The organism is Pseudomonas kielensis (assembly GCF_030505375.1).
Lineage (GTDB): Bacteria > Pseudomonadota > Gammaproteobacteria > Pseudomonadales > Pseudomonadaceae > Aquipseudomonas > Aquipseudomonas kielensis.
The window spans coordinates 4,759,659-4,784,160 of sequence record NZ_CP130043.1 but is presented as its reverse complement, the minus strand read 5'-3'; the positions used below and the strand labels follow the sequence as shown (position 1 = coordinate 4,784,160).

General features: G+C 63.7%; 21 protein-coding genes and 1 pseudogene. 15 read left to right on the top strand and 7 right to left on the bottom strand.

The genetic code is table 11. The features are described 5' to 3' along the window. Window positions 1-129 precede the first annotated feature (129 nt). Window positions 130-1,285: pseudogene (locus Q1W70_RS22335) on the bottom strand (NnrS family protein). Between the two features lie 360 nt (window positions 1,286-1,645). Between Q1W70_RS22335 and Q1W70_RS22330 the strand changes: the two are divergent. The 4 genes from Q1W70_RS22330 to Q1W70_RS22315 all read left to right on the top strand — a co-directional run bounded on the left by Q1W70_RS22330 (window position 1,646) and on the right by Q1W70_RS22315 (window position 6,726). Beyond that, window positions 1,646-2,170: a sigma-70 family RNA polymerase sigma factor gene (locus tag Q1W70_RS22330; RefSeq protein ID WP_166593075.1), complete on the top strand. Its 525-nt coding sequence runs from the start codon at window positions 1,646-1,648 to the stop codon at window positions 2,168-2,170. A gap of 6 nt (window positions 2,171-2,176) precedes the next feature. Beyond that, window positions 2,177-3,163 (top strand): FecR domain-containing protein, encoded by a 987-nt coding sequence (locus tag Q1W70_RS22325; RefSeq protein WP_302097972.1) that lies wholly within the window; start codon window positions 2,177-2,179, stop codon window positions 3,161-3,163. 112 nt (window positions 3,164-3,275) lie between these two features. After that, window positions 3,276-5,756, top strand: a complete 2,481-nt coding sequence (locus Q1W70_RS22320; RefSeq protein ID WP_302097971.1) for a TonB-dependent siderophore receptor — start codon at window positions 3,276-3,278, stop codon at window positions 5,754-5,756. Window positions 5,757-5,892: 136 nt separating this feature from the next. Further along, window positions 5,893-6,726 carry an AraC family transcriptional regulator gene (locus Q1W70_RS22315; RefSeq protein ID WP_302097970.1) on the top strand — a complete coding sequence of 278 codons (834 nt, stop codon included), beginning with the start codon at window positions 5,893-5,895 and terminating at the stop codon, window positions 6,724-6,726. 3 nt (window positions 6,727-6,729) lie between these two features. Here the strand turns inward: Q1W70_RS22315 and Q1W70_RS22310 are convergent, their stop codons facing one another. After that, a complete protein-coding gene (locus Q1W70_RS22310; RefSeq protein WP_302097969.1) occupies window positions 6,730-7,317 on the bottom strand; it encodes a LysE family translocator in 588 nt (195 codons plus the stop codon). A 172-nt stretch (window positions 7,318-7,489) separates the two neighbouring features. Here Q1W70_RS22310 and Q1W70_RS22305 point away from each other — a divergent pair, with 172 nt between their 5' ends. The 5 genes from Q1W70_RS22305 (at window position 7,490) to Q1W70_RS22285 (ending at window position 13,663) form a co-directional block, all read left to right on the top strand. Further along, window positions 7,490-7,774: a hypothetical protein gene (locus tag Q1W70_RS22305; RefSeq protein ID WP_166593080.1), complete on the top strand. Its 285-nt coding sequence runs from the start codon at window positions 7,490-7,492 to the stop codon at window positions 7,772-7,774. Window positions 7,775-8,111: 337 nt separating this feature from the next. After that, window positions 8,112-9,857: a caprolactamase subunit beta gene (capB, locus tag Q1W70_RS22300; RefSeq protein ID WP_166593081.1), complete on the top strand. Its 1,746-nt coding sequence runs from the start codon at window positions 8,112-8,114 to the stop codon at window positions 9,855-9,857. 38 nt (window positions 9,858-9,895) lie between these two features. Next, window positions 9,896-11,986, top strand: a complete 2,091-nt coding sequence (gene capA / locus Q1W70_RS22295) for a caprolactamase subunit alpha (RefSeq protein WP_302097968.1) — start codon at window positions 9,896-9,898, stop codon at window positions 11,984-11,986. A gap of 97 nt (window positions 11,987-12,083) precedes the next feature. After that, on the top strand, window positions 12,084-13,040 hold the full coding sequence (locus Q1W70_RS22290) for an AraC-like ligand-binding domain-containing protein (RefSeq protein ID WP_302097966.1): 957 nt from the start codon (window positions 12,084-12,086) through the stop codon (window positions 13,038-13,040). 110 nt (window positions 13,041-13,150) lie between these two features. Then, a complete protein-coding gene (locus Q1W70_RS22285) occupies window positions 13,151-13,663 on the top strand; it encodes a PaaI family thioesterase (protein WP_182340545.1) in 513 nt (170 codons plus the stop codon). Between the two features lie 43 nt (window positions 13,664-13,706). Here the strand turns inward: Q1W70_RS22285 and Q1W70_RS22280 are convergent, their stop codons facing one another. The 4 genes from Q1W70_RS22280 to Q1W70_RS22265 form a co-directional block, all read right to left on the bottom strand. Continuing rightward, on the bottom strand, window positions 13,707-14,036 hold the full coding sequence (locus tag Q1W70_RS22280; RefSeq protein ID WP_185817898.1) for a hypothetical protein: 330 nt from the start codon (window positions 14,034-14,036) through the stop codon (window positions 13,707-13,709). A gap of 76 nt (window positions 14,037-14,112) precedes the next feature. Further along, the gene (locus Q1W70_RS22275) at window positions 14,113-14,967 is read right to left on the bottom strand and encodes a phytanoyl-CoA dioxygenase family protein (RefSeq protein ID WP_166592845.1); all 855 of its coding nucleotides are present in this window, start codon (window positions 14,965-14,967) and stop codon (window positions 14,113-14,115) included. Window positions 14,968-14,977: 10 nt separating this feature from the next. Further along, window positions 14,978-15,757 (bottom strand): ABC transporter substrate-binding protein, encoded by a 780-nt coding sequence (locus tag Q1W70_RS22270; protein ID WP_182340549.1) that lies wholly within the window; start codon window positions 15,755-15,757, stop codon window positions 14,978-14,980. A 46-nt stretch (window positions 15,758-15,803) separates the two neighbouring features. Continuing rightward, window positions 15,804-16,979: a M20 aminoacylase family protein gene (locus tag Q1W70_RS22265; protein ID WP_166592849.1), complete on the bottom strand. Its 1,176-nt coding sequence runs from the start codon at window positions 16,977-16,979 to the stop codon at window positions 15,804-15,806. Window positions 16,980-17,172: 193 nt separating this feature from the next. On the opposite strand from Q1W70_RS22265, the gene Q1W70_RS22260 reads away from it, so the two are divergent. Next, complete coding sequence (locus Q1W70_RS22260) at window positions 17,173-18,087, top strand: LysR family transcriptional regulator (protein WP_185817895.1); 915 nt, start codon at window positions 17,173-17,175, stop codon at window positions 18,085-18,087. A gap of 16 nt (window positions 18,088-18,103) precedes the next feature. Here Q1W70_RS22260 and Q1W70_RS22255 read toward each other — a convergent pair whose 3' ends face one another. Then, a complete protein-coding gene (locus tag Q1W70_RS22255; RefSeq protein WP_166592842.1) occupies window positions 18,104-18,973 on the bottom strand; it encodes a sensor domain-containing diguanylate cyclase in 870 nt (289 codons plus the stop codon). Between the two features lie 305 nt (window positions 18,974-19,278). Here Q1W70_RS22255 and Q1W70_RS22250 point away from each other — a divergent pair, with 305 nt between their 5' ends. The 5 genes from Q1W70_RS22250 to Q1W70_RS22230 all read left to right on the top strand — a co-directional run bounded on the left by Q1W70_RS22250 (window position 19,279) and on the right by Q1W70_RS22230 (window position 24,360). Next, window positions 19,279-20,133, top strand: coding sequence for a MurR/RpiR family transcriptional regulator (locus Q1W70_RS22250; RefSeq protein ID WP_166592841.1), 855 nt, complete (start codon window positions 19,279-19,281; stop codon window positions 20,131-20,133). A gap of 2 nt (window positions 20,134-20,135) precedes the next feature. Then, a complete protein-coding gene (locus tag Q1W70_RS22245) occupies window positions 20,136-20,780 on the top strand; it encodes a cysteine hydrolase family protein (RefSeq protein WP_302097964.1) in 645 nt (214 codons plus the stop codon). Beyond that, window positions 20,777-22,132: a glutamine synthetase family protein gene (locus Q1W70_RS22240; protein WP_185817894.1), complete on the top strand. Its 1,356-nt coding sequence runs from the start codon at window positions 20,777-20,779 to the stop codon at window positions 22,130-22,132. The genes Q1W70_RS22245 and Q1W70_RS22240 overlap by 4 nt, the downstream gene beginning before the upstream one ends. Next, window positions 22,116-22,868, top strand: coding sequence for an N-formylglutamate amidohydrolase (locus Q1W70_RS22235; protein WP_182340559.1), 753 nt, complete (start codon window positions 22,116-22,118; stop codon window positions 22,866-22,868). The genes Q1W70_RS22240 and Q1W70_RS22235 overlap by 17 nt, the downstream gene beginning before the upstream one ends. A 148-nt stretch (window positions 22,869-23,016) precedes the next feature. Continuing rightward, window positions 23,017-24,360 (top strand): APC family permease, encoded by a 1,344-nt coding sequence (locus Q1W70_RS22230; RefSeq protein ID WP_166592837.1) that lies wholly within the window; start codon window positions 23,017-23,019, stop codon window positions 24,358-24,360. Window positions 24,361-24,502: the final 142 nt, after the last annotated feature.

The following is a 24,502-nucleotide window of genomic DNA, read 5'->3' as shown; positions in this document are numbered from 1 at the left end:
AGGAGTCCTGGGTCAGCGTCGCTGTGGCATCGAGTGCCTACGCGCGCTGGTGGTTGTCCCTTGAGCTAAGCGCAATTCCCCCCAAAATTGGCGTGGTGCGACCACCGGTCAGGCATCGGCGCAAACGCCCTAGATCCTGGGCCCGCTCAAAATCCGCGTGTAACCCTGCAGAAACAGGGCAAACGCCAGGCACCAGCACAGGGCTGAAATGCCCAGGCCGTGGCTGCTGAACGGCACCAGCAATACCCGGGACAGACCGGCCAACAGCACCAGGGCGAATCCCAGCACCACCCCTTTGGGCGGCTGCAGCGGGCGCCCGGCCTGCCCCAGGCTGACCCGGGCGATCATTGCCAGCACCAGGCCGCCGATGCCGCCGACCGCCAGCGCGTGGGTCGCCAGGCTCTGTTGCGCCAGCCCCCCCAGTTGCCACAGCGCCATGGCCAGCGCGGCCACCAGCATCCAGGCATAAGCCAGGTACAGCGACCAGAGCAGTGGCACGCGCCAGATACCCCGGTCATGCCAGCGCCACAGGCGCGCCAGGTGCAGGCCGCTGATCAACAGGTACAGCGCCGCCAGCCAGGGCCGTGGCAGGTCGTTGACCCCGGTGCCGATCAGCAACGCCGCCAGCAGGCTGGTGACCAGCAGCACCCGGGTCGGAAGCGGGCTGGCCGGCGCGCCTGGCGCGCGCTGCAGGCCGCGTTGAATAAAGAAGGGAATTACCCGCCCGCCAATGACACTCATCAACCCCGCCACCAACCACAGCGCCGCCAACACGCCACGACGCTGCCAGGCCAGGTCCTCGTGGGCCATGCCCCACAGCGTCAGCCACTGGCAGCCAGCCAACAAACCGATCATCAACAGAATCGGGTAGTTCTCGCGCTTTCGTGCGGCGACCAGGTCACGTCCCAGCAGCAGCGCCAGCAACGGCAGGAATGGCAGTCTGCAGCACCAGCAAGGCATCCGCGTCGATCGGCATCAGCCAGGCCAGGCGCGCCAGCAGCCATACGAGCACCAGGCCCAGCAGCGGCCAACCACACAGCCCGCGACGCCCGGTCCAGTTAGGCACCGCCGTCAGCAGGAACCCGGCAATGATCGCCGTGGCAAAACCGAAGGGCATTTCGTGGCGATGCCAGGCCAGCATCCCACCCAGGGGTTGGGCCGCAGGCAAGCGCCCGTACAGCCACAGACTCCAGATCGCCAAGGCGACACAGGCAAACCCGGCGCCGGCGAGGAAAAACGGGCGAAAGCCCAGGCTCCACAGGGGTACGTCCTTGATTGAAGGCATGTCAGGCGCCCCCTTCCATCAGCCATTGATTGCTGCCGAACATTGTTTTTTTCTCCCTTCACCCGTGCGTTGTCCGTGATAGCTATCAAGTCCCGTGCCAGCTCCACCCTCTGGTAATCCGCGGGCTTGATGGCCATAGAGTCATATTGACTGCAAATCAATGAGGTCGTAATGACACCAGAACGAGTCATATTGACTTCTTGAACACAATACCCGGACAACAACGCTCGCCAGGCGCCACAAGCCAGCGCCTAAAAGCAAACCAATATCATTTGCACCCTGACACACCTTTTGTTTTAATCGCGACCAATTCCCATTTGCACCTCTGGTGCCATCACGCCGTATGGAAATGCGCTCTTTATGATGGTCGTCGAACCCTCACTCGTGCAGAACCTCTACACCAGCCACCATCGCTGGTTGTACGAGCTGCTGCGCCGTCGCCTGAGCAACGCCTTCGATGCCGCAGACCTGGCCCATGACACCTTCATCCGGGTGCTCAAGCGCCCACAGGAATTCCAGGGCGAAGTCCATGAACGCTCCTACCTGGCGACCATCGCCCGGGGTCTGTGCATTGATCACTGGCGCCGCCGGCAACTGGAACAGGCCTGGCTGCAGGCCCTGAGCGAACGCCCCCAGGCCATGCACCCCTCTCCCGAGCAACGGGCGATCATCGTCGAAACCCTGCACGAAGTGGATGCCATGTTGCAGCGCCTGCCGCAGCGGGTCAGCGACGCGTTCATCCTCGCCCAACTGCACGGCATGCCCTACAAGGCGATCGGCCTTGAGATCGGTGTGTCCGAGCGCATGGTCAAGAAGTACCTGGCCCAGGCCCTGATGCACTGCGCCATGCTCGAGGCCGAACTCGACGGCCTGTTGATCGAGTAACCGCCCTTGCCTCCCAGCACCGTGAACAAACTCAGCCACGCCAGCCTGCAGCAGGCGGCCCATTGGTACGTGCAACTCAACGATCAACAGGTCGGCGAGCAGGAGCGCCTGCGCTGGCAAGCCTGGCTGGCCCAGAGTGGCGAGCACCAGGACGCCTGGCGGTATGTGCAGCGGGTCGGTGAGCGATTTGCCCCGCTGCAGGGCGCCGGCGACTCCCAAGCGGCGAGCAAGGTCCTGCGCGGCACCGGACGCACCAGCGTCACGCGCCGCCAGACCCTCAAGTCGTTGTTGATCCTGACCTCGGGCAGCCTGCTGGGCTTCAGTGCCTGGCGCCAGACCTCGCTGCCCGCCACCCTGGAGCGCTGGACCGCCGACCTTTCCACCGGCACCGGTGAAATACGCGAAACCCGGCTCAGCGATGGCAGCCGGGTCTGGCTCAACGCCTTGAGCGCTCTGGATGTGCGCTTTGACAGCCACCAGCGCCTGCTCGACCTGCAACTCGGCGAAGTGCTGATCGACACCGCCAAGGACCTCCTCCGACCCTTGCGGGTGCAGACCCGCCACGGCCTGCTACAGGCCATGGGCCCGCGCTTGAGTGTGCGCCAGGACCCAGATCGCACCTTACTCAGTGTGTTCGAAGGCGCGGTACAGGTGCGCTTGGCCAACGCTCAGGTGCAAGTGGTGCCCGCGGGCCGCCAAATGGCCTTCAGCCAAGAGCGCTTCGAGCCCCAACTCCCGGTCTCCCCCGCGCGCGAAGCCTGGCGCCGTGGCGTGCTGCTGGCGGACAACCTGCCCCTGGGCCAGTTGCTCGAGGAGCTGAGCCGCTACCGCCATGGCCATCTGGCCTGCGACCCGAGCGTGGCGCAGATGCCGGTGATGGGCTCCTTTCCGCTCAAGGACACCGACCAGGCCCTGCGCCTGCTGGCCGCTGCGCTGCCGATCAGGGTGGAAAAACCCATGCCGTGGTGGGTCAACGTCGGCGCTAGAAGCTGACAACCAAGATACTGAGAATTATTTTGATTCGCGGTTCCCTTTTGGGGTTTTCGTTCGGATAACCCTGCACACGTACTTCAATTGCCGATCGACTCGATCCAAAGGGACCCCCATGCCGCACCACGTCGCTGCCCGTTTTCGATTTGCCTTGCGTCCCCTGGCGCTGGCCCTGCCGGCCGCCCTGCTGAGCCTCGCCCCGGCAGTCGCCCACGCCGCTGAAACCGCCGCCAGCGAACACTCCAGCAGCAAGCGCCCCTACAGCATCGGCGCCGGCTCGCTGGTTGAGGCCCTGAACAGCTACGCCGAGCAAAGTGGGGTGTTCCTCGCCGGGCACAACGACTTGGCCAGCGGCAAGCGCAGCCCCGGGCTCAACGGCACCTTCACCACTGCCGCTGCCCTGCAGCGCTTGTTGCAAGGCAGCGGCCTGCAGGCCCAGGCCCTGGACAACGGCGGCTACATCCTGCAAGCGGCCCCCAAAGGTGACGGTACCCTGGAGCTGGGCGCCACCACCATCTCCGGCCAGGGCCTGGGCGCGACCACCGAAGACACGCACGCCTACACCACCGGCTCCACCTCTACCGCCACCGGCCTGCCGCTGTCGCTGCGTGAAACCCCGCAATCGGTGACGGTGATCACCCGCCAGCAAATGGACGACCGTGGCGCCCAGAGCGTCGGCGATGTGTTGCGCAATACCCCTGGCATCAGCCAACAGGCCTACGACAGCGACCGCATGGAGTTTTCCTCCCGCGGTTTTGCCATCACCAACTACCAGTACGACGGCATCAACCGTCCCTATGACGGTGTCTACGGTGAAGCGGCAACCAACGTCGACGCCGCCACCCTGGACCGCATCGAAGTGGTCAAGGGCGCAACCGGCCTGATGACCGGCTCCGGCGACCCGTCCGCCACCGTCAACCTGGTCCGCAAGAAGCCGACCAAGGAATTCAAGGCCTCGGTCAGCGGCACGGCCGGCTCCTGGGACGCCTACCGCACCGAAGGCGACATCTCCGGCCCCCTGAACGACAGCGCCAGCGTGCGCGGGCGTTTTGTCGGCGCCTATCAGGACAAGAATTCCTACCTGGACCACTACAGCCAGAAGAAGGACCTGTTCTACGGCATCCTCGAAGCCGACCTGACGCCCGACACCCTGCTGACCTTCGGCATCGACAAGTCCAGCGTGACCCCGCGCGGCACCTCGTGGACCGGTAACCCGACCTACTTCGCCGACGGTGGCCGCACCGACTTCCCGCGCCACTTCAACCCGGGTGCCGACTGGAGCCGTCGCGACTTCGACGACGTCACCTACTTCACCTCCCTGGAACAGGCCCTGGCCAACGACTGGCAGTTCAAGGTCAGCCTCGACCAGAAAACCACCGACCACGACACCCGCCTGGCCTCGGCCAGCGGCGGCAGCCCGGACCGTGTCACCGGTGAAGGCATGTTCCTGTACTGGGGTCGCTGGGAAGGTCACCGCGTGCAGAACACGGCCGACGCCAACGTCTCGGGGCCGTTTACCCTGGGCGGGCGTGAACATGACCTGGTGGCCGGCGTGATGACTTCGCACTCGCGCCAGACCGGCTCGACCTTCGACACCAGTGCCTTCAGCCAGGTACCGGGCAGCATCTATGACTGGGACGGCGACCTGCCGTACCAGGAGTTCCCGAAAAACGGCAAGTACGAGCGCACCCAGAGCCAAAACGGCATGTACCTGGCCACCCGCCTGCGTCCCACCGATGACTTGTCGTTTATCCTCGGCAGCCGCGTGAGCACCTTCAAGTACAACGAAGACTATTCGTACTACCCAGGCGCGGGCCTTGACGACACCCACGCCAGCTACAAGGAACACGGGGTCGTGACCCCCTACGCCGGCGTGGTCTATGACCTCAACGACACCTACTCGGTCTACGCCAGCTACACCTCGATCTACCAGCCGCAGACCTTCAAGGACATCAACGGCAAGACCCTGGCACCGGTGGAAGGCGACAGCTACGAAACCGGCATCAAAGGCACCTACCTGGACGGCAAGCTGAACGCCAGCCTGGCCCTGTTCCGCATCGAACAGGACAACGTCGCCGAATCGATCGGCACTGATCCGGTGACCAACGAAGGCATCTACAAGGCCATCGACGGCGCGACGACCCAAGGCATCGAGCTGGAAATGGCCGGCGAGTTGCAAGACGGCTGGAACCTGATGGCCGGCTACACCTATGCCCGTACCCGTGACCAGGATGAGCAACGGATCTTTGGTTATCCGCTGACCACCTCCAAGCCGGAGCACGTGTTCCGCACGTTCACCACCTACCGCCTGCCGGGTGCGCTGGACAAGGTCACCGTCGGCGGCGGCATCAGCTGGCAGAGTGCGTTCTACGGCAATATCTACAGCGCCAGCGTCGGCGACTACACCCGGATCAAGCAAGGCGGCTACTCCCTGGTCGACCTGATGACCCGTTACCAGTTCAACGAGCACCTGAGCTTTACCGCCAATGCCAACAACGTCTTCGACAAGAAGTACCTGACGGGCCTGGGCAACTTCGACACCACCTACTACGGCGAGCCACGCAACCTGATGCTCACCACCAAGTGGGACTTCTAAACCCCTGACACTCGCACGCTGCCCGCTCCCCGGGCAGCGTGCGGTCTGCCGACAGTCATTATCCCCGCACAACCACGAGCCTTTGCCGCCGCCAGCCATTACACTGGCCCACCGGATGAGCAAAGGACGTTGACCGATGAAGCACGCCATCGCCAAAGATGCCGACAAAGCCCCGCGCTTCTGGCGTGATGCGGCCCTGCCCTTCATCGAGGCCCGCTCCATCGCCGATGGCCGCGAAGTCTGCTACACCCGCCATTCCCACGAACACTTTTCGATCGGTGCAATCACCGCCGGACGCAGCACCTACGTGCACGAACAGGCGTCCTGCGAAGTGGCGACCGGCACCGTGGTGTTGATGAACCCTGGCGACGTGCACGCCTGCAACCCCATCGACGATCAACCCTGGTCGTACCTCATGCTGTATGTCGACACGCCCTGGCTGACCGACTTGCAGCATCAGTTGGGCTTTGCCGCCGAGCTGGACTATCGTCCGTTCGCTTGCACCCATACCACCGACCGCACGCTGTTCGACGGCCTCAACCAGCTGTATGAATTGTTGCTCGACGCCCAGGCCTCGACCCTGCAAAAGCACAGCGGCGCAGTGGCGTTTTTTACCGAGGTGCAGATCTGCCTCAACCCGGCCCAGGTCATGCTCGACGAACCCAACAGCAAACTGGAGCGTGCCGCCGAATACATCCGCGAACACTGCACCCAGGCGCTCAAGCTCGAAGACATCTGCACGGCCGCCGAGCTTTCAGCCTCGTACCTGATCCGCGCGTTCAAGCAGCAGTACGGCATGACGCCCCATGCCTACCTGGTCAACCGCCGTATCCAGTTCGCCCGCCAGCAGTTGCGCCAGGGCAGATTGATCGCCGACGTGGCGCTGGACGCCGGGTTTGCCGACCAGGCGCATTTTCAACGGGTGTTCAAACAGCACCTGGCCGCGACACCCGGGCAGTATCGCGGCTAACCCTCAGGGCAGCAGCAGGTAGCCGGCACTCACTGCCAGCAACAACGCCATCACCCGGTTGAACAGGCGCAGGCCCCCGGCGTTGCTCAGGTACTTGCGCAAGAAGGTCCCGGCATAGGCCCAACAGGCCACCGACAGGTAGCACACCACCAGGTACACCGCGGCAAACTGCCAAACCAGCCGCGTCTCGCCGTCCGCGACAAACGCCCCCATTCCCGCGACACAGGCCAGCCACGCCTTGGGGTTGAGCCATTGCATCAAGGCGCCGTAAAAAAAGGTCGGCGCCTGCCTGGCATCGGCGGTGCCCAGGCGCCCGTCATCGGTGGCAAGCTTCCAGGCCATGAACAACAGGAACCCCACCCCCGCCAGTTGCACCACCCGAGTCAACGCCGGCCAGAGCTTGAGCAGCTCATGCAGGCCCAACCCCATCAACACCAGTAACAGCACAAACCCCAAGGTCGCCCCCAGCACATGCCGTTGACTGGCACGAAAGCCATACTGCGCCCCCGAACTCAAGGCCATGATATTCACCGGCCCCGGCGTGATAGACGCAGCCAGCGCAAACGCGGCCATGGACATAATCAGACTCATTGCACTTTTCTCCACTCACTGGGGAACATCCCTGATGTGCAAGGTAAAAGCCGGGCCAATGTCTGTATTGAAGAAAAACACCCCACGGTAAACCTCACTCACCGGCGAACGCCTACCGCACCGTGGTGTCACTACCAGTATGGGGATACCGTTACACGAAGGAGGGCCACCCATGGTGACTCACTACAAAACCGCCGGGCACCTTGCCTGCGGTCATCACGGCAAGAACCTGGTTTCCACCACCGAGTTTGCCCGGGTCAAATGCCGCAGCTGCCGCAACACCGATGCGTTCAAGGACGCCCGCCGAGAAGCACGCAACGCCGCCCGCCGCGCCGCCCGCAAGGCCAAGGTGGCCCCTGCCGCCCTCAACTGGCGCGCCGCCTGGGTACAACGCCTGAGCGACCTGCCCGGCCGACAACGCCTACCAAGGGGATTCAGCGGACAGCCGTTCGTTTAAAGCGCGGCGTCATCGTTGCCGAGCATCGCGAGCAAGCCGCAAGCGGGCACTCGCTCCTACAGTCAATCTGGTTGCCCGCACATTTTGCGTACGGCCTCCACACCTGTGGGAGCGCCGCCCGGCCCGCTCCCACGGTGATTCTGGCTGCTCTCAGATCCTGCATACAGCCACCACATTTATGCGGGCCGCCAGGCCTGCACCTACAAGTACCCTCTGCGTCAACTACCAGTGCACTGCCCGACAAGCCAGCCACCCGCACGCCGGCGTAGCTTGGAGGTGTGGGCGAACGACGCGATAGGCGCTCCAACCTCAATAACAACAAGACCTCTGGTGACCCATGAGTACAGTAGATCCGATCACCCTGGCGGTGGTGCGCGGCGCGCTTGAGACGGCGCAGCGGGAAATGACCCTGACCCTGGAAAAGACCGGTCGCTCGAGCGTGTTCAACCTCGCTCACGACTATTCCAATGCCCTGTTCGACCACCTCCCGGAAATGATCCTGCAAGGCCAGGACATCCCCATCCACCTCGGTTCGCTCATCCCGGCCATGAAATGCGTCGCCGGGTTCTTCGGCGACGACATCCTCGAAGGCGATGTGATTTACCACAACGACCCGGCCTACAAAGGCAGCCATATTCTCGACTGCTGCATGTACAAACCGGTGTTCTACCAGGGCGAACTGGTGTTCTGGGCCGTGTGCAAAGGCCACCTGACCGACATCGGCGGCCCCGTGCCCGCCGGCTACAACCCCGACGCCAAAGAGATCTACGCCGAAGGCCTGCGCATTCCGCCGGTCAAGCTCTGGTCCCAGGGCAAACGTCGCGAGGACGTGATCAACCTGCTGCTGACCAACATGCGCGCCCGCGCCTACCAGGAAGGTGACCTCAACGCTCAATACGGCGCCTGCACCGTCGGCGAGCGGCACTTGCTGCAATTGCTCGAACGCTATGGCGTGGAGCAGGTGCGGGCCTGCATCGCTGAACTCAAGGACATGGCCGACCGGCACATGCGCGCGCTGCTGCGTGAAGTCCCCGACGGTTTCTACAGTGGCACCGCGGTGCTGGAGGATTCCGGCCACGGCCTGGGCGAGCTGGCAATCACCGCGCGGGTGGAGATTCGCGGCGATGAAGCCCACGTGCTCATCGAAAGCCCGCCGCAGGTGCCGTACTTCATCAATTCCTATGCCGGCAACTCGGTGTCAGGGGTGTACCTGGGGCTGATGATGTTTGCCCAGGTACCGCCGCCCTACAACGAAGGCCTGTACCGCTGCGTGACGGTGGACCTCGGGCCGCCCGGCACCCTGTGCAACGCCGCGGAACCGGCGCCCCACGTCAACAGCACCACCACGCCGATGGAAACCCTCGCCGACGCGGTGCGCCAGGCCCTGGAACAAGCGGCGCCAGAGCGGGTCACCGCGTCCTGGGGGCACGCCAGCGGAATCAACATTGCCGGCCACGACCCGCGCAATGGCAACGCCGAATACGTGACCATGGTCCTCGCCTCGATCATCTCCGGCGCGGGTGCCAACCAGGCCATGGACGGCTGGCCGGCGTGCGGGCCGCTGTGCTGCTTCGGCGCGCTGATGTCCGGTGACATCGAGTTGCTCGAGTACTCCTACCCGATCCTGATCCATCGCTACAGCCTGATGACCGACAGCGGTGGCGCCGGTGAATTTCGCGGCGGCTCAGGGACCCGCATTGAAATCGAACCGCTGGACCACGGGATGACGGTGGTCGGCTTCGGCGAAGGCCGGCAACTGCCCACGGCAGGCGCGGCAGGTGCCCGCAACGTTCTGCTGGAACCGAAACTGGGGCGGCTGATCCACCGCAAGGTCGATGGCGCAGAAGACCACTTCACCTACAACGCGCAACTGACGGCCCAGCCGGGCGAGCGGGTGATCAATATCAACCCCGGCGGTGGCGGCTACGGCAACCCGTTGCGCCGGCCCGTGAGCAGCGTGCTGGAGGATGTGCGCAACGGCCTGGTGTCCCCCGAAGGCGCCCGTCGCGAATACGGCGTGGCCATCGACGGCAATGGCCAGGTCGACGACGCCGCGACCCATGCCCTGCGCACCACCCATTGATCACGCCCAGTCCCTTGAGCCATCTGGAATCCGACACCATGAGCCAACCCCAATATCGCCTGGGCATCGACGCCGGCGGCACCTTCACCGACTTCATCCTCGCCGATCGCCAGGGCAACGTGCAGTTGTTCAAAGCCCCTTCCACACCTCAGGACGGCACGCTGGCGATCCGCAACGGCCTGGCGCAGATCGCCGATGCCATCGGCCGCACCCCGGCCCAAATCATTGCCGACTGCGACCTGTGCATCAACGGCACCACCGTGGCCCTCAACGCCCTGATCGAAAAGACCGGGGTCAAGGTCGGCCTGCTGTGCACCGAAGGGCATGAGGACAGCCTGGAAATCCGCCTCGGCCACAAGGAGGACGGGCACCGCTACGACGCCAGCTACCCGCCCGCCTACATGCTGGTGCCGCGCCACCTGCGCCGGCCCATCGGCGGCCGGATCATCAGCGACGGCCGCGAGCATACGCCGCTGGATGAGCAGGCGATCCACGCGGCCATCGAGTACTTCCGCCAGGAGCAGGTCAAGGCGGTGGCGATCTCCTTCGTCTGGTCGGTGCGCAACCCCAGCCACGAACAACGCGCCGCCGAACTGGTCCGCGCAGCGCTGCCGGACGTGTTCGTCTGCACCGGCAATGAAGTGTTCCCGCAGATCCGCGAATACACCCGCACCTCCACCACCGTGGTCAACGCCTACCTGAGCCCGGTGATGGGCCGCTACATCGAGCGCATCGACGCACTGTTCGAAGAGCTGGGGGCGCGACAGCCGACGCGCTACTTCCAGTCCAACGGCGGCCTGGCCCCTGGCCTGGTCATGCGCGAGCGCGCGGTCAACGCCATCAACTCCGGCCCCGCCTCCGCGCCCCAGGCCGGCCTGTGCGTGGCCCAACCGTTCGGCATCGACAACGTGATCACCGTGGACATGGGGGGCACCTCGTTCGACATCACCCTGAGCAAAGCCGGGCGCACTAACTTCAGCAAGGACACCGACTTCCTGCGCTACCGCATCGGCGTGCCGATGATCCAGGTTGAAACCCTCGGCGCCGGCGGCGGCTCGATTGCCTTCCTCGACGATTTCGGCATGCTCCAGGTCGGCCCGCGCAGCGCCGGGGCCAACCCGGGGCCGGTGTGCTACGGCAAGGGCGGCGTCGAGCCGACGGTCACCGACGCCAACCTGGCCCTCGGTTACCTGGCCGATGGCGCGTTGCTTGGCGGCAGCATCCGCTTGAACCGCCAGGCGGCGATCGAGGCGATCCGCAGCAAGATCGCCGAGCCCCTGGGCATCAGCGTGGAGCGGGCGGCCACCGGCATCATCACCCTGGTCAACCTGAACATGGTCAGCGGCATCCGCCGGGTCTCGGTGGAACGCGGCTACGATCCACGGGACTTCGCCCTGATCGGTGCCGGGGGCGCGGCAGGCATGCACGTCATGCGCCTGGCCGAGGAGATCGGCAGCAACGTGGTGCTGATCCCCAAAGTCGCCTCGGGCCTGTGTGCCTACGGGCAGATTCTCTCGGACATCCGCTACGACCAGTTGACCACCCTGCCCATGCGCCTGGACGACGACCGGGTCGACCTGCCCCTGCTCAACGGGACCCTGCGCGAGCTGCGCGAACGGGGCATGGACAACCTGCGTGAAGACGGCTTCGGCGCTGGCAACAATGTCGAGTGCCAGTACCACCTGGAAATCCGCTACCTGGGCCAGATCCACGAATGCAGCGTCGAACTGTCCTGCGACCAGCTCGACCCAGGTGCCCTGGCTGCCTTGCGCGATGCTTTCCATACCCGGCACAAGGCGCTGTTCTCCTACAGCGAACCGCAGAGCCCGATCGAACTGGTCAACCTCGAATGCTCGGTGATTGCGCGCCTGCAACGCCCGCCCATGCCCGAGTTGCCGCCAGCCACCGACGACACCCCGGCCCAGGCCAGCAGCCACCGCTCGATGCTGTTCGATGCCCAGGCGGCCTGGCAGCAGACGCCGGTGTACAACGGTGAACACCTGCAATCCGGGCAGACGGTCGAGGGGCCCTGCGTGATCGAGGAAGCCACCACCAACATCGTGGTCCCGCCGGGCTGGCGCGCAACGCTCGCGCCGTCGGCCACCTACCGGCTGACGCGTGGCGGTTGACCCCCTGTAGACATTGGCAAATGATGGCCTCCCAGCGGCGCCGCCGGTCCTTGACTGGCGGCGCCGCCCTCAGAATAACAACAACACGAGGGCAGCCATGGCACACACCGTCTCCACCCGCCACTGGTCCGACAGCGAACGCCAGCCCCGCTGGGCGCAAGCGATCGGCAGTGCCTATTTCCCGCTGTCGCTGGAGTTTGCCGCCAGCGACCGTTTCAGCGGCAACCTGCAGATCTGGGAAACCGCCAGCACCCCCTTGACCCTGTCGCGCCTGCGTTCCAGTCAGCTCGGCTATTCGCGCAGCAAGGCCCAGGTCAGCGAAGACCAGCAAGCCTGCTACCTGGTGACCGTGCCGCGGCGCAGTGAAGTGCATTTCGAGCAGGACGGCCGCGCCCTGCATTGCCAGCCTGGCGGATTCATTTTCGAGCGCGGTGACGCGCCCTATCGCTTTCACTACGCCAGCGACAACGACCTGTGGGTGTTCAAGCTGCCGGAGCAAGCGCTGCATGGCCAACTGCGCGGCGCCGAACGCTACACGCGCTTTTGCTTCGACGCCCGGCGGGCCCTGGGACGGGTCTTCGTCGATCAGTTGGCAATGTGCGCCGCGCGCTTTGACGAATGCGACGCCAGCGCGCGCCACATGCTGCTGGAGCAGGCCCTCTCGACCCTGCTGATGGCCCTGCGCGACGATGAGCGCGTGCTCAACAGCGAGAGTTCGAACCTCGCCGCCCTGCACCTGCAACGCATCGAACGCTACGTTGAACAACAACTGGGCAACCCCGACCTCAACCCGCAGCAGATCGCCCAGGCGTGTGGGGTGTCGGTGCGCTACCTGCACAAACTCTTCAGCAGCACCCCCTACAGCCTGGGCGAGTGGATTCGCCGGCGCCGGCTCGAAGCCGTACACCGGGGGCTGCTCGACCCCAACTGTCACCTGGCGATCGGTGCCCTGGCGATGCGCTGGGGCTTCAGCGACCAGGCGCAGTTCACCCGCAGCTTCCGCCAGCACTTCGCCTGTACCGCCAGCGAAGTCCGCGCCAGCCGACCCACCTGATCCTCCGGGCGCTGGCGGGAGGCCCCCTCAAGCCCACCCGCCCCAACCGGTTCTGCTTCAGGACGAAATCCGCTAGGCTTGGTTTTTTTATCTCCAGGATGGACCCAGGTATGCCCGTGCTCGACACCTCCCTGCAAGACTCCGCCGCCCCTGAAGGGGTTTGTTATGGCTGCGGCAGCCGCAACCCCCATGGCTTGCACATCAAGAGCCGCTGGCATGAGGATGGCGTGCACGTGGTGGCCGAGCACTTGCCCGACGCGAAGTATTGCGGTTGGCCGGACCTGGTCTACGGCGGATTGATTGCCATGCTGGTGGACTGCCATTCCAACTGGGCGGTGATGGCCTACCACTACCGCGCCGAACAGCGTGAACCCGACAGCCTGCCGCGCATCAACTGCGTCACCGGCAACCTGGGCATCAAGTTCATCAAGCCCACTCCCATGGGCGTACCGTTAACCCTGCGCGCGCGGGTCGAAGGTGAAGTCGGGCGCAAGACCCGGGTGATCTGCGAGGTGTATGCCGGCGAGGTGCTCACCGCCGTCGGCGATTCGGTGTTCGTGCGGGTCGACGCCGGACAACTGGCCGCTGCCGCCCACGGCCGCGAGAGCGCTTCGGACACCTGAGGAGGATGGGCGGGCAGCGCGATGGCGATGCCCGCCCCTGGCGTTACTTGTGCGCCATCTTGTAGCGCACGCAATCCTTGTAGAAGCTCTCGCGCACCGCTGCCGGCTTGAAGCGCGACGGGCTGTCGTAGGTCTGCTCGGTAATGCCCAGGGCCATCATGCGCATCCATGACTTGTTGAACGTGTAGGTCTGGATCTTCTTCCGCGCGGCATACAGGGAAACCCCCGACAGCTTGAGCTCCTGGGCCCTGGCCGCAGTGCCGGCCCCCCAACTGCAGACATACCGGTCGTTGGCCGGCAACTCCTTGGCCTGTGCCGGTGCCGCGACGCTGACCAGGGCAACCGGGATCAGCGCGCTCAGTAGATTTCGCATTAAGTATTCCGCCTAACCGCCTGAAATTTCGGCGATTCTGACGACACATCGAATGCTCAGGGGCCAGCAAATTGCCTTATCGCTGAAGCGGGCGCTGCCACAGGGGCGGAAACAGTTCGTGCTCCATCGGCACATCGGCGGCCAGCACCTCGCGCAGGCCCGGAAATTCCGGGGACGTCGCCCAGGGTCGCGGGGCATGGCGCACGTCATCACCGATGACCCGCACCGAGAACGCCCGACGCCGATTGTTTCCGCCCACACCTGAGGACGCATGCAGGGTCAGCATGTTGAAGCACACCATGTCCCCCGGTGCCAGTTCCCAGCCGAGGATCGGGAAGTCCTCGCGATGATTTTCGATGTCCGGCAGTTCGCCCAGGGTGCCCTCGGCAAACCACTTGGCCTGGCTGTCCATGAACGAGCGCGGCATCAGCCACGGGCCCTTGTGGGAGCCGCCGATGAACTCCAGGGTCGAAGCCCTGGGCACCGGGTCGACGGGAATCCAGAAGCTCACAGTGTCCGAACCACTGATGTTGTAGTACGGCTGGTCCTGGTGCCAGGGGGTGCGCTGGCGGGTGTTGGGCTCCTTGACCAGCAAGTGGTCATGGTGCAGGCGCACCTGCTGGCTGCCGAGCAAGGCCCCGGCGATTGACCCCAGGGCCGAGCTGAAGATGAAGTCCCGGTAGTCGCGGTTCTCCTGCCAGTTGCAGAAGTCCTCGAAGAACCAGCCCGGGTCGCTGGCACTGCTGGCGACCTTGGCCCGCGGGCTGGGATTGGCCAGGTTGGCCTCGATGCCCGCGGTCAACTGGCTGATCTGCTGCGGGGTGAACGCGTTGCGGATGCACACGGCGCCCTGGGTCTGGTAGGCCTGCACCGCCTCATCGCTGATGGGGCAGGTAAAACCGGCGTCGGCAAATCGGGTCATTTCGTTCATGACGTTGGCCTCACTCACCGTAGATGTCGAAATTGAAGTACTTCTTGGCGATCTGCTGGTACTCGCCGGACTCGCGGATGCTGGCCAGGGCGGTGTTCAGTTGCTGCTTGAGCTCGGGTTCGTTCTTGCGGATGCCGATAGCCACGCCATCGCCAATGATGCTTTTGTCGGTGATCGGCTCGCCGGCGAAGGCAAAGTCCTGGCCCTGGGGTTTTTGCAGCAGCCCGGCATCGGCCTGCACCGACGCCTGGAAGGTGGCATCCAGGCGCCCGTTGATCAGGTCGGAAAACACCTGGTCCTGGGTCTGGTAGGTGTGGATGTTGACGCCCTGGTTGCCCCACTGCGCGCGGGCGAAGGCTTCATGCAGGGTGCCTTGCACCACCCCCACGGACTTGCCCTTGAGGGAGGCGGCGGTGGGCAACAGCCCGCTGTCTTTCCGGGCCACCAGCGACGACGGCGCGGTGTAGATCTTGTCGCTGAAATCCACCTGCTGGCGGCGCGCGGCGGTGGCGCTGAAGGCCGACAGGATGGCGTCGAACTTGCGCGCCTTCAAGGCCGGGACCATGCCGTCGAAATTCTGCTCGACCCAGATGCACTTGACCTGCAGTTCGGCACACAGGGCGTTGCCCAGGTCGATATCAAAGCCGCTCAGCGAGCCGTCCGGCTGCTTTTGTTCGAACGGTGGGTAGCTGGGGTCGACGCCGAATTTGATCACCGGCTGGGCCTGGGCCAGGGGCGCGAACAGTACGCCGAGCAACAGGGCGCGGTAGCGAAGTTTCAAGAGTTGCATGTAGACCTCGTCTTTTATTGGTTTTCACGGTTGGGCAGGTCGTCATTCAAGGGTTGAGCGGTAAAAAGGCCTCGGTCAGCTTGACCCAGAAACCGGCACCCCGAAGCAGGATGTCGTCGTTGAAGTCGTAGCGCGGGTCGTGGGCCATGCAGCTTTTCTCCCCATCACCGTTGCCGATGATCAGGTAACAACCAGGGACTTGCTGCAGGAAATAGGCGAAATCCTCGCTGCCGTTGAAGGGCACGATGTCGTTGAGGACTTCGTCCTCACCCAGCCAGTCGGTGGCCACCTGGCTGGCGAAGCGGGTCATCTGCGGATCATTGACCAGCAGCGGGTAGTCGGCACTGTAGTGGATATCGGCGGTCGCGCCGAATGCCTGGGCCTGGGCGTGGATCAGTTGCTTGATCTGGCTTTCCAGGCGGTCGCGGACGGTGTTGTTCAGCGCTCGCACCGAAATCAGCATCTGCGCGCTGTCGGGAATCACGTTGGAGGCCTTGCCGGCGTTGATCGAGCCGACGGTGATCACGCTCATGTCCTGGGGTGAGACATTGCGCGAGACGATGGTCTGCAAGGCCATGATGATGCTCGCGCAGACCACCACCGGGTCCACGGTCAGGTGGGGCATCGCACCGTGGCCACCCACGCCGTGGATGGTCACCGTGACCTGGTCGGCGGAAGCCATGAACGGACCGGCGCGAAAGCCCATCTTGCCCACCGGGTAGCCGGGCATGTTGTGCGCCGCGAACACCGCATCACAGGGAAACTGTTCCAGCACCCCTTCCTGGATCATCCGCCGGGCACCCGCCAGGCCCTCCTCGGCCGGCTGGAAAATCAAATGCACGGTGCCGTCGAATGGGTGGTCATGGGCCAGGGCATAGGCCGCCGCCAACAGCATCACCGTGTGCCCGTCATGCCCACAGGCGTGCATCTTCCCCGGGATCCGGCTGGCATACGGCAGGCCGGTTTTCTCCAGGATCGGCAGCGCGTCCATGTCGGCGCGGATGCCGATCACCCGCGTGCTGGTGCCTTTTTTCAGGGTGCCGATCACCCCGGTCTCCGCCAGCCCGCGCGTCACCTGATACCCCCACTGGCGTAGGCGCTCGGCGACCAGGGCACTGGTCTCGACTTCCTGGTAGCCCAGTTCGGGGTTGGCGTGGATCTGATGGCGCAGCGCGCGCATCTCCTGTTCGATCTCTTGCAACAGCGGCAGGGGCTGGGTCATGGTCAGCAATTTCCTTGTTGAACGTCAGGCCGGGATTGCGCACAGTGCCAAGGCGTTTTCTGCCAGCTCCTGCAGCTCCCTGGCACAGGTGCAGGGCTTGGGCGCTATGGGTCCGAGCTTAGAGCCAGGGAGCCGGCGCCAACAGGCAATCGAAAGTCAACAGGGCAACCCAGGGTTAACAGCGGTGGACACCATGAAGTTCTATCAACTCAATGCACTGGTGGCCGTGGCCGACGCGGGCAGCATCCGTGGTGCCGCCAAGCGCCTGGACACCTCGCCGGCGGCGGTGACCAAGGCGATCCAGAAACTGGAGGCCGACACCGCGACCCAGTTGCTGATCCGCAACACCTCGGGGATCGTGTTCACCGAACTGGGCAAGAAGCTGTTGATCCAGGCCCGCCTGCTGGTGGCGCAGATGCTCAACGCACGCCAGGTGCTGGCCGACAGCAACGGCGAACTGGTGGGACGCTTGTCGGTGGCGGTCACCCCCTGGCTGGCGATGACGCTGATGCCCAAGGCGGTGGTGCGCTTTCGCCAGTTGTTCCCGCAGGTGCAACTGGAGTTGTATGAAGGGCTCTCGTCGGTAGCGTGCCCGCTGCTGCGCGATGCCAGCGTCGACCTGTTCATCGGGCGCCTGGACACGCGTTTTTCCAGCTCCGACCTGACCTACCTGCCGCTGTTTACCGCCGACTGTGCGGTGGTGGCCCGCCGGGAACACCCGCTGGCGGACAGCCGACGCATGGAGGACCTGGCGGCGGCCGACTGGATCATGGCGTCGCAGCAGGACGGCACGATCTCCACCCAGGGCCATGTGCACTTTGCCCATTCGCTGTCGATCATCCTCAGCCTGCTGCGCGAAACCGATATGCTCAGTGTCTTTCCCTGGCCGCTGGTGGAGCTCTGCGCTCAACGCGAAGGCCTGTGCGCCCTGCCCTTGCGCGAGCCGGTGGGCAGCGCCTCGGTCGGCGCCATCAGCCGCAGCGGACAACCCCTGCGGCCAGCGGCGGAGCGGTTCCTGGAATGCCTGATCGAAACCATTCACTTCGAGATGGGCCACGCCCACTCGCCGTATCGACGCATGTTGCAGACCGTCGATTTGCTGGTTTGAGGCGGCTCAAAGGGAATCAGGTGATGCCCGTTGCAGACCTGTGCCTTTTGACCCGGTACATCTCGCCGTCCGCATGACTGAGCAACGTATCGGCATCTTGGCCGTCAGCGGGATAGCAGGCCACGCCAATGCTGCACGACGGCATGTCGATCGCACCAAACTCGGCACCCAGCGGCTCGGCCATGACCGCGAGAATCTGCGCCACCTTGTGCGCCACCGCGTCCGGCGACTGGATGTCGGTCAACAGCACCGTGAACTCATCGCCCCCCATCCGGGCCACCGTGTCCGTCTCGCGGACACAGGCTTGCAACCGCCGGGCAACCGTACAGAGCACCCGATCGCCGGCGGCATGGCCATGGATGTCGTTGATCTGCTTGAAGTCATTGATATCCAGGAACAGCAACGCCAGTGTGCTCTGGTGCCGGTGGGCGGCGTGCAGCGCGGCGTCCAGCCGATCATTGAACAGCGAGCGATTGGTCAGTTGGGTCAGCGGATCGTGATGGGCGAGGAACCGTAACTCCTGCTCGGCCTGCCACAGGGCTGTCACGTCCCGAGCCACGCCGATCCGTGCCCCCACCTCCTCGGACCAGAACGCCGCCCACAGGATGTGGACGATGGCGCCATCCTTGCGCACATAGCGGTTGCGAAAATCCACATGGGGCTGACCATTCATGACCCGGACAATCGAAGCCCGCGTGGCCGCCAGGTCGTCAGGGTGCATATAGCCGGTGATCGGTGTGCCGATCATCTCGTCGGCCCGGTAACCGAGCAGCGTCTCGCAGGCATCGCTGACAAACGCAATCTGGTTATCCCGGTCAACGACAAACACGGTGTCCAGCATCAGGTGGATCAGTTTGGGATAGAGCGCTTGCAGGTCTAAGGGCATAGGTCAGTGCAACTTGGTTCGAATCGCTTGATCATGCCCGATCATCCGGGGCGCCGGCTAGGAATCCTTGAGCAGACAGATTCACGCACGGATGACCTACCCCGGGCGTACGCGGGTCGGGCACCTGCCACGCGGCAACCCCTCTGGAAAAGTCTCCTGCATTCAATGGACAGAGACAGCTCGAATGACGACCTTTTACGGTTTTCAGGGCGCACTACAAAAACACTAGACTGTAGTAAACACTACACATACACTCGATAGCGACAATGTGAAGCAAATCAAACAAACCCATAAGAACTGCACACATGACCAATTTGCGAGAACGCCTCACCGATCCTGCGCTGAACCCGACGCCTTCTGAACGCAAGGTGATCCGCGCATTGCTCGACCACTATCCGCGCAGCGGCCTGGGGCCCATGGCCAAACTGGCTGGGCATGCCGGCGTCAGTGATCCCACCATCATGCGCCTGGTCAAGAAGCTGGGGTTCGGTGGTTATGGCGACTTCCAGGAGGCGTTGCTCAGTGAGATGGACCATCGCCTGCGCTCCCCCGTCACCCTCTTGCAACCACGCGCGCACTCCTCCCAGGACGACTCCTGGACCAAGTACCTGGATGAGAGCAGTCGCAGCCTGCAAGAAACCCAGGCCCTGACTCAACCTGAGGATGTGCGCGTACTGGTTGAGCTGATACTCGATACCCGTCACCAGCTTTTTTGCTTCGGTGGACGCCTCAGCAGTTTCCTGGCCGGCTACCTGGTCGGTCACCTGCGTCTGCTGCGCCCAGGCTGCCATGCACTGGAAGACAACGCTCAACTGCCGGATCGCCTGTACGACGTCCAACGCCAGGACGTTGTCCTGCTGTTCGACTACCGCCGTTATCAGACCCAGGCCCTGCGCGTGGCCGATGCAGCCAAGGCCCGTGGTGCGCGCGTCGTCCTGTTCACCGACATCTATGCCTCGCCGTTGCGCGAGCTGGCCGACCTGGTCATCAGCGCCCCCGTTGAGTCGATCTCGGCCTTCGACACGATGGTCCCGGCCCTGGCGCAGGTTGAAGCCCTGATTGCCGCTCTCACACTGCGCACCACGGACCTGGAAGATCGCCTGGAAGGCATCGACAAACTGCGCACCCGTTTCGCCGCCCACCTGCTTGAGGAAAAATAACAATGTTCACCCTCCCTCATCATTCGCCACGCGCCCTTCCCTACGTGCACGGCCACACCGCCCTGCTGCTGGTGGACATGCAACGTGCCTGGCTGGACCCGCAGTTCGATCAACATTTGCACGGCCCTGAGGCGCAGTATTTCCTGACGCGCACGCAGGCCGAGGTCATCCCCAACCAGCAGCGGCTCCTCAAGGCGATGCGCGACGCCCGGCAGAATGTGCTTCATACCATCATCGAAAGCCTCACGGCCGACGGGCGTGACCGCTCCCTGGACCACAAGCTGTCGGAAATGCACTTGCCCAAGGGCAGCTACCCCGCTGGCATCATCGATGAGCTTGCCGCCAGTGAAAACGAAGTGATCCTGCCCAAGACCTCATCCGGGGTCTTCAACTCCACCAACATCGATTACGTGCTGCGCAACCTTGAGACCCGGCACTTGATCATCGCGGGCATCGTCACCGATCAATGCGTGGACATGGCGGTCCGCGATGCGGCGGATCGCGGCTACCTGGTGACGCTGGTCGAGGATGCGTGCGCCACCTACACATCGACCCGACACCAGGCCTGCCTGCAAGCCATCAAAGGCTATTGCTGGATCACTGACACCGAGACCGTGGTCCAGCGCCTGCAGGAGATGCAAGCATGAGCCGGCCCACAGCTGACACGGGCATGATCGGCCCTGTTGCGATGACCACGATCGTCACCACCGACTTGATCGGCATCACCCGCGGTCGCTCATTTCCCACCGACGAACTTGCAAGCTATCAAGCCAGCGGCTGTGGCTGGGTGCCCGCCAACAGCGCACTGACCCCACAGGATGCAGTGGCCGACAACAATCCCTGGGGCGCTTACGGCGACTTGCGACTGATCCCGGACATGCACACTCGCGTGCAGGTACCTAACGGTCCCGACGCCAATGCACCGGGCCTGGATTTCATTCACGCCGATATCTGCGAAACCGATGGTCGGCCCTGGGCGGCATGCCCGCGCACACTGTTGCGCAATGAAGTCGAACGCTACCGCGAGCAGTTGGGCCTGGAGGTCACGGCCGCTTTCGAACACGAGTTCAACCTCGGCGAGCTGGATGCGCCGCTCTCGCACCGGGCATTCTCGCTTGGCGCCCAGCACCACGCGGCCAGCTTTGGTGGCTGGCTGCTCAGTGCCTTGAGGGCCGGCGGGGTCGAGCCTGAAATGTTCCTGCCCGAGTACGGCAAGGCACAGTACGAAATCACTTGCCGCCCGACCCAAGGCGTTGCCGCGGCCGACCGGGCGGTGAACGTGCGCGAAATCACCCGCGAAATCGCTCGCCAGATGGGCCTGGCCATCAGCTTCTCACCCAAGCTGCAAGAGGATGGCGTCAGTAACGGGGTGCACCTGCATATCAGCCTGCAGGACCAACAGGGCAACCCGGTGATGTACGACCCCGACACCAGCAATGGCTTGTCGACACTGGGCCAGCATTGGGCTGCCGGCGTGTTGAAGTACTTGCCCGCCTTGTGCGCCTTCAGCGCGCCGACGCCGATCTCCTACCTGCGCTTGAAACCCCATCACTGGAGTGCCTCTTACGCCTGCCTGGGGCAACGCAACCGTGAAGCCTCGCTGCGCATCTGCCCGACGATCACCATTGGCGGCAAATCACCGGCAAACCAGTACAACCTTGAGTTTCGACCGCTGGACGCCACCGCTTCGCCGCACCTGAGCATGGCAACGGTGTTGATGGCCGGCCGGCTGGGCATCGAGCAGAAACTGGCGTTGAACGCCACCACCGACGAAGAGCCCGACACCCTGAGCGAAGCACAACGGCAGGCGCGCAACATCGTCGCGCTGCCGGGCTCCCTGGGCGAAGCTCTGGAGTGCCTGCGCCACCACGATGAGCTGTTCGACGCGCTGCCCAAACCGATGATGGAGACTTACCTCGCGATCAAGACCCAGGAGCTCAAGTCGACAGATTCACTCACCCCTACCGAACTCTGTGACCACTATGCCCGCATCTATTGAAACCCCGGAGCTGGGCTTGTACAGCGAGCCGGTTTACACCCTGAGCCAAGAGGATTCCGGGCATCCGGTGATTCTGGTGTGTGAGCATGCGAGCCCCTACATCCCGCAGCAACTGGAGCGCCTGGGGCTCAGTCGCGAGGCGGCACGCGAGCACATTGCCTGGGACATCGGCGCCCTGGACCTGGCGCAACAATTGTCAAAAGCCCTGGGGGCGACCCTGATTTCGGCGGGTTACTCGCGCCTGCTGATTGACCTGAATCGCCCCCTCGATGCCCCCGACAGCATTCCAGCGCGCAGTGAGATCTATCCGGTGGCCGGCAACCAGAACCTCGACGAGCGCACGCGCCAGTATCGACGGGACTGCCTGTTCAGCCCTTTTCATCAACGACTCAGTGCCCTGATCGACGCCAGGCTCGCCGCGGGTCGCGCCGTACGGGTCGTGGGGATTCACAGCTTCACCCCGATCTACTTCGGCCAGCCACGCCCCCTGGAAATCGGCGTGCTGTACGCCCGCGCCCAGGCCTATGCCCAGCGTTTGCTCGATGGGCTCGCGGCCCAGGGCCTCAAGGTGGCGGCGAACCAGCCGTATGAAATCAACCCTCTGGAGGACATGACCGTCCCCTTTCACGGCGACCGGCGCGGCATTGAGGCTGTGCTGATCGAGGTCAGGAACGACCTGCTACGCAGCCCGCAAGCCGTAAAGGCTTGGTCGGATGCCTTGGCTCCACTGCTCTGAACGCTGTTGCTTGGTAAATCGGTAATACAACTATAAAAACACCGCTTGGGCGCTTTTAAACCTGCCGGGTTCAAAAACTTGCTTCAGTCACCGCCGTTGCCCGGCAGTGACTGGACATCCGCCTTACTCGCTTACGGAGTACCCTGTCATGGCCGTCGAAAATTTTGGATATAAACAAGAATTAAAACGCAGTTTGTCGCTCGCCGACCTGGTGGTCTATGGAATGATCTTCATGATTCCCATCGCCCCCTTTGGCGTGTACGGCTATGTCAACCAGGAAGCCCCCGGAATGGTTCCGTTGGCCTACATCATTGGCATGGTTGCGATGCTGTTCACGGCATTGAGCTACGGCAACATGGCGCGGGCCTTTCCCATCGCCGGTTCCGTGTACTCCTATGCGCAACGGGGCGTGCACCCCAACCTTGGGTTCATTGCAGGCTGGCTGCTGTTGCTGGACTACTTGCTGATTCCACCGTTGCTATACATCTACGCCGCCATGGCGCTCAACCACCTCTACCCTGATATTCCGAAGTTCGGTTTTATCTTCGCCTTTCTGATCAGCGCGACCCTGGTCAACCTGCGTGGCATCACTTTCACGGCCCGCATGAACATCCTGTTTCTACTTGCCCAGCTCACGGTCCTGGGTATTTTCCTGGCCTGTGCCTGGCAGGCACTGCACGCCGGTGGCGGGAACGGGCAGCTCACGTTGGCTCCCCTGTACAACCCGGCGAACTTCAACTTTGGGTTGATGATGCAGGCGGTGTCGATTGCGGTGCTTTCGTTCCTGGGCTTCGATGCGATTTCCACGCTGGCCGAAGAAACCAAGGGCGATGCCGGGCGCAGTGTTGGCCGCGCAGCCCTGATCAGCCTGCTGATCATGGGGGGCATTTTCGTCGCACAAACCTGGCTCGCTGCGGACCTGGCCGCGGGCATGGGCTTCACCTCGGCCGACACCGCGTTCTACGAAATAGCCGCCATCGCCGGGGGTGATCGCTTGGCCTCCCTGGCCGCCATCGCAACAGCGCTGTCGTGGGGGGTGGCGGTGTCCATTACCTCGCAAGCCGCCGTTTCGCGGTTGCTGTTTGGCATGGCCCGGGACGGCAAGCTGCCAAAGGTCCTGGCGAACGTTCACCCCAAATACCACACGCCGCACGTCAGCATCTATCTGGTGGCGATACTGTCAGTGGGCATTTGCTACTTGTTCATCAATGCCGTCGACACGTTGACGTCGCTGGTGAACTTCGGCGCTTTAAGCGGCTTTATCATTCTTCATATCACCGTCATCAACTACTACTGGCGCCGCCAGAAAACCGGAAGAATCCTCGCCCACCTGATATTCCCGCTGACGGGGTTAATCATCACCAGTGCAATCATGTACAACATGGGCCTGGACGCACAAAAACTCGGCGGCGCCTGGATTGCTCTCGGCCTGGTCTACTTGTGCATCCTCAACCGCAAAGGTGCAAACCTGGTGTTATCCAAAGAGATTTGATGCACCTGCGCGGTGCGCTGCAGGATGAGAAACGGCGCAATCACACTGATCAAGCCCGCCACCCGTGCGGGCCCCTGCGAGGGGTCACACAGTGCCCCCAGCGTTGGGATCAGAGCGAGATGTCGGCTCAATGACCAGGCCC

Excerpts from the sequence above, each read along its gene's own strand:
- Q1W70_RS22330 (WP_166593075.1), top strand. The coding sequence starts at position 1,646 with ATGATGGTCGTCGAACCCTCACTCGTGCAGAACCTCTACACCAGCCAC.
- Q1W70_RS22320 (WP_302097971.1), top strand. The coding sequence starts at position 3,276 with ATGCCGCACCACGTCGCTGCCCGTTTTCGATTTGCCTTGCGTCCCCTG.
- Q1W70_RS22315 (WP_302097970.1), top strand. The coding sequence starts at position 5,893 with ATGAAGCACGCCATCGCCAAAGATGCCGACAAAGCCCCGCGCTTCTGG.
- Q1W70_RS22310 (WP_302097969.1), bottom strand. The coding sequence starts at position 7,317 with ATGAGTCTGATTATGTCCATGGCCGCGTTTGCGCTGGCTGCGTCTATC.
- Q1W70_RS22305 (WP_166593080.1), top strand. The coding sequence starts at position 7,490 with ATGGTGACTCACTACAAAACCGCCGGGCACCTTGCCTGCGGTCATCAC.
- capB (WP_166593081.1), top strand. The coding sequence starts at position 8,112 with ATGAGTACAGTAGATCCGATCACCCTGGCGGTGGTGCGCGGCGCGCTT.
- capA (WP_302097968.1), top strand. The coding sequence starts at position 9,896 with ATGAGCCAACCCCAATATCGCCTGGGCATCGACGCCGGCGGCACCTTC.
- Q1W70_RS22290 (WP_302097966.1), top strand. The coding sequence starts at position 12,084 with ATGGCACACACCGTCTCCACCCGCCACTGGTCCGACAGCGAACGCCAG.
- Q1W70_RS22285 (WP_182340545.1), top strand. The coding sequence starts at position 13,151 with ATGCCCGTGCTCGACACCTCCCTGCAAGACTCCGCCGCCCCTGAAGGG.
- Q1W70_RS22280 (WP_185817898.1), bottom strand. The coding sequence starts at position 14,036 with ATGCGAAATCTACTGAGCGCGCTGATCCCGGTTGCCCTGGTCAGCGTC.
- Q1W70_RS22275 (WP_166592845.1), bottom strand. The coding sequence starts at position 14,967 with ATGAACGAAATGACCCGATTTGCCGACGCCGGTTTTACCTGCCCCATC.
- Q1W70_RS22270 (WP_182340549.1), bottom strand. The coding sequence starts at position 15,757 with ATGCAACTCTTGAAACTTCGCTACCGCGCCCTGTTGCTCGGCGTACTG.
- Q1W70_RS22265 (WP_166592849.1), bottom strand. The coding sequence starts at position 16,979 with ATGACCCAGCCCCTGCCGCTGTTGCAAGAGATCGAACAGGAGATGCGC.
- Q1W70_RS22260 (WP_185817895.1), top strand. The coding sequence starts at position 17,173 with ATGAAGTTCTATCAACTCAATGCACTGGTGGCCGTGGCCGACGCGGGC.
- Q1W70_RS22255 (WP_166592842.1), bottom strand. The coding sequence starts at position 18,973 with ATGCCCTTAGACCTGCAAGCGCTCTATCCCAAACTGATCCACCTGATG.
- Q1W70_RS22250 (WP_166592841.1), top strand. The coding sequence starts at position 19,279 with ATGACCAATTTGCGAGAACGCCTCACCGATCCTGCGCTGAACCCGACG.
- Q1W70_RS22245 (WP_302097964.1), top strand. The coding sequence starts at position 20,136 with ATGTTCACCCTCCCTCATCATTCGCCACGCGCCCTTCCCTACGTGCAC.
- Q1W70_RS22240 (WP_185817894.1), top strand. The coding sequence starts at position 20,777 with ATGAGCCGGCCCACAGCTGACACGGGCATGATCGGCCCTGTTGCGATG.
- Q1W70_RS22235 (WP_182340559.1), top strand. The coding sequence starts at position 22,116 with ATGCCCGCATCTATTGAAACCCCGGAGCTGGGCTTGTACAGCGAGCCG.
- Q1W70_RS22230 (WP_166592837.1), top strand. The coding sequence starts at position 23,017 with ATGGCCGTCGAAAATTTTGGATATAAACAAGAATTAAAACGCAGTTTG.